This window comes from Dehalococcoidia bacterium, from assembly GCA_028711995.1.
Classification (GTDB): domain Bacteria; phylum Chloroflexota; class Dehalococcoidia; order SZUA-161; family SpSt-899; genus JAQTRE01.
Genome location: JAQTRE010000134.1, coordinates 1 through 7,900, shown reverse-complemented (window position 1 = coordinate 7,900; position 7,900 = coordinate 1). Strand labels below are relative to the sequence as shown.

Genomic DNA, 7,900 nt, shown 5'->3' with positions numbered 1-7,900 from the left:
CTACCGCTCCCTTGCCGGTTTCGACAAAGGGCGTTGCCGTGAGTTCAAGCCCCATCAACGGCTTTAGTTCGTTGATAGCCCGGACGCCCGCCGAAGCCCGGTAGCGATGGGATTCATCCATCAGTAACACGAGATCCGGCAGCGCTGCCAGATAATCGAAGTAGCTTTCACCGATATATTCCGAAAGGCGTTTGATTCGAGGAGATTTGCCTCCGCGCACTTCAGTATTGATTTTAGAGATGTTGAAGATGTTCACTTTGCAGCGGATTAAGGCATCGAATAGAGTGCGAGCACGGGATTCGTAGTTATCGCCGGTGATGATCTCCGGTGCATTAGTGGCAAACTCGGCGATGCCTTTGAAAACATACTTCGGCGTACCGGGAGTGAAATCGGCGATGAGCTTGTTATAGATGGTCAGGTTCGGGGCGAGGACAAAGAAATTATTGATGCCATGAGCCAGATGCAAGTAGGTGATGAAGGCACCCATGAGACGTGTCTTGCCTACACCAGTGGCCAAAGCGAAACACAGCGAAGGGAACTCGCGCTCGAAATCCGTCACTGATGGGAAATCGCTGTGGATGGCGTCTAGTGCGGCAGCGACATCAGCTCCCTTCTTGGGTGGCACAACCTCGGTGACTCGATCGAGTATTTCCAGCGAGAGCCGCTGCGGCGGGCGCAGGCTCATTCGCCCGGCGATGGCGTTCACGTGATGATTCATTCGGACTTCCTCCGCTTTTTCCGTTTGGTCTCCCCCGGATTCAATTGTTCGATCTTTTTCACCGCATCCAGAAAGTGTTTCTCAACTTCAGTGGGCTCTGCCAATTGCTTGGCATGGAACTCTTCGTATTGTTCTTCGGCTTTTTTGAGGGCGACTTCATGGCTGACCTTGCCCGCGTGGGTGAGTATCTCCTGATCGCTCAGGCGGAGAAAATCGTCCAACTTCGTAATCCAATCTCGCATGTACATTGGCCTGCGGTTGCGTGCCTGTAGCTCGGCAAATTCAAGGTAGGCAGTCACAATCCGGTTCAACGCATCCAGTTCTTCCGCCTTCAGGTAATTTTTGGCCACACCCACATCAGATTTGCGCGGACGGCTGCCTGTCCAACTCGTCAATCCCATAGTGGGCAGCGTCGCATCCGCCCGCTCAGCGACGATCTCTGCCGCGGTATGCCCGTGGGCTGCCCAATGCATCTTGTTCTGCACCGTGGCAAAAAACTGCTGGGAGACATCGACGTTTGGGTCATAGTCGATGCTGGTGGCATAGATATCGAGCACTTTGCGCCAGAATATCTTTTCCGAAGAGCGGATATCCCGGATACGCGCCAGCAGTTCCTCAAAGTAGTTGCCTCCGCCAGCTTGTTTGAGAAGATCGTCATTGAGCGTGAAACCCTTGATGATAAACTCGCGCAACCGCTCGGTGGCCCAGATACGAAACTGCGTGCCCCGCGGCGACCGGACACGATATCCGACGGATATTATGACATCGAGGTTGAAGTATTCAATCATCCGGGAAACACTGCGGCTTCCTTCTTGCTGAACTGTTGCATAGTTTGCAACAGTTGCCTCCGGTTTGAGTTCTCCTTCTTCGAAGATGTTCTTGATGTGCTTGGAGATCACCGATTTATCGCGCTGGAACAGTTCAGTCATCTCACTAAGTGATAACCAGACCGTCTTCCCCTCAAGCCGCACCTCAATGCGCGTCTTTCCATCCTCTGTCTGATAAAGGATCAACTCGGACTTGGGTTTATCGTCTTCCATAAGTTCGTATTACCCCCGATTCCGTCACTCCGGTGAAAACCGGAGTCCAAGTTCGTCCATAAGCCATCTGAATTCCGGCCTGCGCCGGAATAACGCTCAATCATGTTAAATCCATCCCCATCTGCCCCATCTTCTGCGGCGCTTTGGGCAGGTTCTCTACCTTCAGACTGTAATCATCATGGCCCCATTCACAGCGAGAGAGGACCTGCTTTGGAATCTTCTTCACCGTCAGGTTGGGATAGCTTCCGGCCTGACCGCGAAAAGCGGAGCAGAGCACCAGAAGCGAGCGTTCCGGCCCGACTTCGTCGCTTAGCTGCTGGAGCTGTTCATGGCTCAGGTTCTGGGTGGTGACATAGATGAAGTCCCGCTCCGTAGAATGTCCGTGCTGCCAGTAGACCGTATCGCTGGGCGCATAGATGAAGCCCTCCAGCTTGCAGACGGCTTCCGCCAGCATGGCGGGATTGAACTCCCGGCTAATAACCCATCGGTCCCACTTGTCCTTCTCCAAAAGGGATGGTGCAAGGCGGTAATAGCGGAACCCTCCGCCACCCTTCCAGCCCACTGCCTCCGTGATGCCGCCCGGGTCTTCTCCGTCAATCACTTTCTTCAGCCGGGGAATGATGTGCGTGTGGCAGGTCTCCTCCAGTTCAACCATGATCCAACGCCGTCCCATCTTGTGTGCCACTGCGCCAGTGGTTCCTGAACCGCCAAATGAGTCCAGAACCCAATCGCCGGGGCAAGTGGAAAGATCCAATACTTTTTGAAGCAGTGCTTCCGGTTTCTTGCCATTCGCGAACTGAACGCCGCCCTCTTTAGTAAGATTGTTGAGAGGGAATCCTTCCCAAAACGTGCCTGCCTTCTCTAGCTTCAAGAGCCTGTTCTTTCGTTTTACCGCTGTGTCTTTCAACCAAATCACTCGCCGGATTGTTGGGCTAATGTAGTAGTGCTGAACGGTCTCTCCTTTGTCTCTCCCAGATCGCGGGATGTATTCGGCTTCAAGCAACTCATCTTCTGCTAAAGAGTGAAACTCGTCCATGATACGGGTCCGAATGCTTGTTTGTGCATTTGTGTCGGAAAATATGCGATCAAAGTGATCTATGTAGGCTTTTTCCCTCGATGCTCCTTCCCTAACGATGCCATTGATGGTCGTTCGCTTTACACCTTTATATTTTCTCACGCGGATGGGATCTCCGGCACCATCTAAGACAACCCTCTCTTCAACGAAGTCTCCCTTATGCACAAGGACGCTGGTATATTTCCAACTCTTACCTTCAGCCTCCATATCATCGATGACTTCAAATAGGTCTTCCTCGTCGTAAACGTCATTGAATTTCTGGAAGCCTCCTGAGCCATCTTTGTCGCGAGTATAGATGAGCACGTATTCGATGTTCTTCTTAAGCCGCTTGTCTTCTCCGCCACCAGATGCGCCAGCAGTCTGTTTCATTTTTACGCTTACTTGGTTGAGGAAATTTGAGCGCCCGAAAACCTCATCGAGCAGCACTTTTCCGTAAGCCATTTCGTCATCATTAAGCTGGCAGAAAAGCGTTCCGTCGGTTCGAAGTAGACTCCGCAGAATCTCAAAACGCTCCCTCATCAAAGACAGCCATATAGAGTGTTCTAACCCATCATCGTAATGCTGGAGAGCTTGTCCTGTATTATACGGCGGATCGATGAAGATACACTTGATTTTGCCGGTGAACTCCTGTTCCAGGGCTTTGAGGGCAAGGAGGTTATCGCCAAAGATGAGCTTGTTATCGAAAAGGTCTTGGTCGGTCACGCGGTGTGGGGCGTGGTAGGACTTCTCCTGATCCTCCAGCAGGATGCGCGGCTCCAGCTTGGGCCGGTTCTCCTTGCCAATCCAGGTGAGTTCGAGTTTAGGTTTTCTGTTGTTCATTTCTTCGGTTCCGTAATCTTGCTCTGTCTTCTGAGACTCTCGACGGCAGCGCGGATAGCGGTCGCATCAGAGGATTTTTCGGCCCATTCACGCCAGAAGTTCTTGGTCAAGCTTAAAGGCTTGGCTATTGGTTTGTCCAGCTTGATCCGTGATGGAAGAAGAATTGCGTCTCCGAGAACGATCGCCTCACCGATATCGAGGAGAGGAAGAATTTCTGCAATTCCAGCCATACTATCTGGCATCACAGACTTCACCGCAGATTGATCTTGTTCATTTGTCAGCCTCAGCGCGATGAAGTTGTTGCATTGGCTGAGAATGGTTTTACTGACGTCTGAGGGCCGCTGGCTGACAACGAGAAGAGAGAATCCGTACTTTCTACCCTCCTTTGCAATCCGCTCGAAAGTATCCAATGCTCGCTTGGTGGCGGCATCTGCGTCCGAACGAACCGGCAAGTAGAGATGAGCTTCATCGCAAACCAGACACACAGGCGTGCGAGACTCCGAACGCATCCAGAATTGAACGTCATAGAGAACGCGGGAGAAGACGCTAACGACGGTTGGCAGAACATCTGCGGGAACCTCGGAAAAGTCTATGACTTTGATCCCCGATTGTTTCTCGTTGCTTGTGGAGAGAAAAGTGGTCGCCATTTCGGGAAGCCAATCATACACATTTGTTTTGGCAGGAGGTTGGAAGAGAAAGCCATAACGACGGTCTGCAATCTTTGCTTCCAGCCTGCTGATGAACCGAGTAAGCTTCCCGTGCCACTGTCCTTGCTTATCACGTCCGGAACTACCCGTTGTCATTGCGCGGTCATCTTCGCGCAGAGCATCCACCAGTGTCTTCAGGTCATAGGGAACAGGAGAATCGACAGTAAATGATGCGAGGATATCTAGAAGTTTCTGCTGCTCAAGTGACTCACGTTTCTTTTCAAGGACCAAGCTTGTGAAGCGCATCGCCTGGTTTGGGGCATTATCATCGCTGCGGTCCAGAAGCATGGAGAGCATCTCCTCCCGGTTTAGGAGCCAATATGGAAGGAAAAGGCTGTGAGTCTTGGGTTCCGCCAAATCTCCTGGTCCAGCAATCTTGAAATATGTGGCGTAGCCATTTGTCTGGCCTTTCGCGAGAGAAGCATATTCCCCGTGCATGTCAAGAAGGAGGATGTTTGGGTGACTAAGCGTATTTGCTCTCTCCAGAAGCGCAGCCACCGTATAGCTTTTGCCGCTGCCCGTACTGCCGAGAATTGCAGCGTGCCTTTGGAAGAATCTATCGCCGTTGGCAACGGCTTGGGCAGTAGGGTCGATGGCAAAGTGCCCAAGCCGAAGAGCCTTGTCCGCTGGGACATCTTGGGATAGCACGCCCATAAACGCAGTCAAATTCGCCCCTTGGATGAGATAGCACGGTTGGTCGATCTGCGGACAGGAATCCGCGCCTCGTTTGAATGACGGCCCTTCATCACCGTCTTTAGAGCGATAAGTGCCCACTAGGACGCCCCGTATTGTGTCTTGTATCTCATCTTGCTGAGGAGCGGTTTCATCGTCTGGTGCTTCGCCAGGACCGATGGAATCCGCTGGCAAGCGCGTGATTCGTTCAACGATCGAGATGAGAAACTGATGGCCGGTAGCTCCCTGGACAGCGATCAGATTGCCGACCATCACCTTCTTAAGCAATTCGTGCTCGTCAACATGGACGAAAACACGCATTGTGTCTACTGACATTACCCGCCCAATAGCTTCATTGGATTCAAAGGACATCCCGATACTAGGCATTAGAGCACTCCTTTATTGAAACCTTCGAGGTTCCAAAGTTGTTCGTTGACTATAACTTCCTCTCCTTTTGAAGTAATGATCCGAGTGCGAAGGTCGTTTACTGAAACAGCACAAAGTGCAACAACGTCAATATCCTTACTGTTTTCGATCACTCTTTGGGCATTGACTGTGAGTTCTTTTGCTACAATGATGCTGGGCTTCGTAAGTTTGAGCCCTGGACACAGCTGCTGCTCCAAGTGATCATCATTGAATCCATATCCTATGAACATTAGCCGAGTAGCGTTGGTAGCTGCTCGATTTCCAGATGTCCTCTGATCATCAAATGCCCAACGGAAGCTTTCGCGATATTTGCTCGTTCCCGGGGTAATGATCACGGGCACTTTCCCGATATCGACGGGGCACCTGACTATGTTCCCATTAACCTCAAACCAATCCAAACTGCCGTGAGGTTTATGGATACATAATGATGGTAGAGACCGGAAACACGAGTTGCGCCCTGAAACGAAAGATTCTCTATGTGCATCTGCAGATCGTTTTGCATCCAATTTACCATGCAGGTAACCACAAAAGCGGGAATCTACACCGATCCCTGCAGCCTCCACTGCCAACTCGATTAGACGGTCGTAGTTTGTCGTGATTAAATGGAATTGCTTCCCTGCCTTGAATAAATGCTTTGAAAAAGGTGTGAAAGGGAGAATTCGTTCTCCGGCAATAACCCGTTCAATGACTTTCCGCTCTGCATCCGAAATCAACACCGCAGTTGCTTCTACAATGGCCTCGACGGTTCCTGGTTTTAGCCCTATCTTACCCATTGCCGCTTCGAGATGGTCACCTCCATCTAGAGCTGCAACGACATCCTCCCAAGCGGGATCTGGTGTTATGCGCAGCTCTGCAGGGATTACCATCTTCAGGTGGTCAGCTAAGGGGCCCATTCCCGGAATACCTTCAGCAATGGATGTGCCTGTGCCTACAACCAGGAGCAGGCCCTCCTGGAGGTGATCCTGCAGATGCCTCTTAACGTTCGACAACTCAAGGGTCATACCTATCCTCGGCTTTTCACAGTCGATGTTCACTTGATGAACGCAATCTCACCGCAACCCCCATTTGATACAGAACAAAGTTGTGAGCGAAGTGCTCTGTGCCAGCTTTCCTTCAATATTGGTAATAAGTTCCTCCCGGCGCTTGTCCACCTGATCCTGGGCATCGAAGAGGGAACGGCGTTTCTCATTGCGCAGGGATTCCAGCGCCCGGACCTGTTTCTGCCCGGCCAGTTTCTCTTCCAGCCTGAGCGCCACGGTGGCGGCGCGGCGAGCTTCCTTGATCTGGCGGTCGATCTCTTTGATCTCGCGCTCCAATCCCAGCTTCAGGTCATCCGCCCATCCTTCCAGTTTCTCCACTTCAGTTTCGAAGAAGCGGGCATTGCGCTCGGAGATAGCGCGTTGAATCTCCGCCTGACGGAGTTGGGTCATTACGTCGAGAGCATCAGGAGTCGGTGCCGCTGTCGATGGTGTCACTTGACCGGGCAGTGAAAGGAGACGCCGGGCGGCTTCTTCATCAAGCGGCGTTCCATCATCGGCACCAGCGGCGAAGATAAGATAGTCCTCGGCTTGATCGAGCGACTCGACCGAGAACAGCGAGAGGGTAAGGTGGCCGCCTTTTCTCCGGAACGGTTCCAGGATGCTGATTTTGCCCTCGTGTTGGTCGTAGTTGAATAGGACCTCGGCAGGTGGCAACGCGCGATCTCTGGCTTGGGCGATTACCGCTTCGGCCAATGGGTGGTTCAAGCGATAGGTGTGAGCTTCGCCTGAACGGCGTGGCAGTTCGTAAAGACCCGTTGGAATCTCGCCGGGAAATGGGGAACTGAGCAGCCGAAAAGAGGAGTCATTCAGAAACTCGGCGTGACCATTGAGTTCGTGCCGGCTGAGCCGCATCAGAAGTTGCTCAAAGCGGTTAAGGACGGCTTTGGAGGCTTCGTCCCTCACTCTCAGCTTTTCGCGGACCTCGTCATCGAAGTTCTCCAGCAACTGACGGCGTGTGCGAGTCATGGCATCGTCAATCTCCAAGCTTAGTTCGAGCTGGAGTTGATCGAAAGCCCCCTGGATTTCCTCGGTCTTTCGGCATCGCTGATAGATGTCATTAATTCGCTTCTCAAAATCCACCCCGGACTCAATAGCACCGAGTACTTCATCGCTGGCCCCGAATACCCCCTCAAAGAGACGGAATTTCTCAGACAAAAGCTGGTAGACGCGCTGATCAGCCTCGTTTTTCCGGTTGAGGAAGTTCACTACCACTACGTCGTGCTTCTGGCCGTAGCGGTGACAGCGTCCAATGCGTTGCTCGATGCGCTGTGGGTTCCACGGCAGATCGTAGTTGACCACCAGCGAGCAGAACTGGAGGTTGATGCCCTCCGCGCCCGCCTCGGTGGCAATCATGATTTGACCTTCTTCGCGGAAATAATCCACCAGAGCAGAACGCATGTCGG

At 52.3% G+C, this 7,900-nt stretch carries 6 protein-coding genes; all 6 read right to left on the bottom strand.

The genetic code is table 11. The features are described 5' to 3' along the window. Positions 1-718: DEAD/DEAH box helicase family protein (locus PHV74_13440; GenBank protein ID MDD5095362.1), on the bottom strand; the 718-nt coding region annotated here is incomplete at its 3' end. Next, positions 715-1,758, bottom strand: a complete 1,044-nt coding sequence (locus PHV74_13435; protein MDD5095361.1) for a virulence RhuM family protein — start codon at positions 1,756-1,758, stop codon at positions 715-717. The genes PHV74_13435 and PHV74_13440, both read right to left, overlap by 4 nt. Before the next feature lie 100 nt (positions 1,759-1,858). Continuing rightward, complete coding sequence (locus PHV74_13430; GenBank protein MDD5095360.1) at positions 1,859-3,652, bottom strand: site-specific DNA-methyltransferase; 1,794 nt, start codon at positions 3,650-3,652, stop codon at positions 1,859-1,861. Further along, positions 3,649-5,418 carry an ATP-binding protein gene (locus tag PHV74_13425; protein ID MDD5095359.1) on the bottom strand — a complete coding sequence of 590 codons (1,770 nt, stop codon included), beginning with the start codon at positions 5,416-5,418 and terminating at the stop codon, positions 3,649-3,651. Before PHV74_13425 ends, PHV74_13430 begins: the two co-directional genes overlap by 4 nt. Then, positions 5,418-6,491 (bottom strand): SIR2 family protein, encoded by a 1,074-nt coding sequence (locus PHV74_13420; GenBank protein ID MDD5095358.1) that lies wholly within the window; start codon positions 6,489-6,491, stop codon positions 5,418-5,420. The genes PHV74_13425 and PHV74_13420 overlap by 1 nt, the downstream gene beginning before the upstream one ends. A 15-nt stretch (positions 6,492-6,506) precedes the next feature. After that, on the bottom strand, positions 6,507-7,900 hold a 1,394-nt coding region (locus PHV74_13415), incomplete at its 5' end, for a helicase-related protein (GenBank protein MDD5095357.1).

Coding starts and splice junctions, on each gene's coding strand:
- PHV74_13425 (MDD5095359.1), bottom strand. CDS start 5,418: ATGCCTAGTATCGGGATGTCCTTTGAATCCAATGAAGCTATTGGGCGG.
- PHV74_13435 (MDD5095361.1), bottom strand. CDS start 1,758: ATGGAAGACGATAAACCCAAGTCCGAGTTGATCCTTTATCAGACAGAG.
- PHV74_13430 (MDD5095360.1), bottom strand. CDS start 3,652: ATGAACAACAGAAAACCTAAACTCGAACTCACCTGGATTGGCAAGGAG.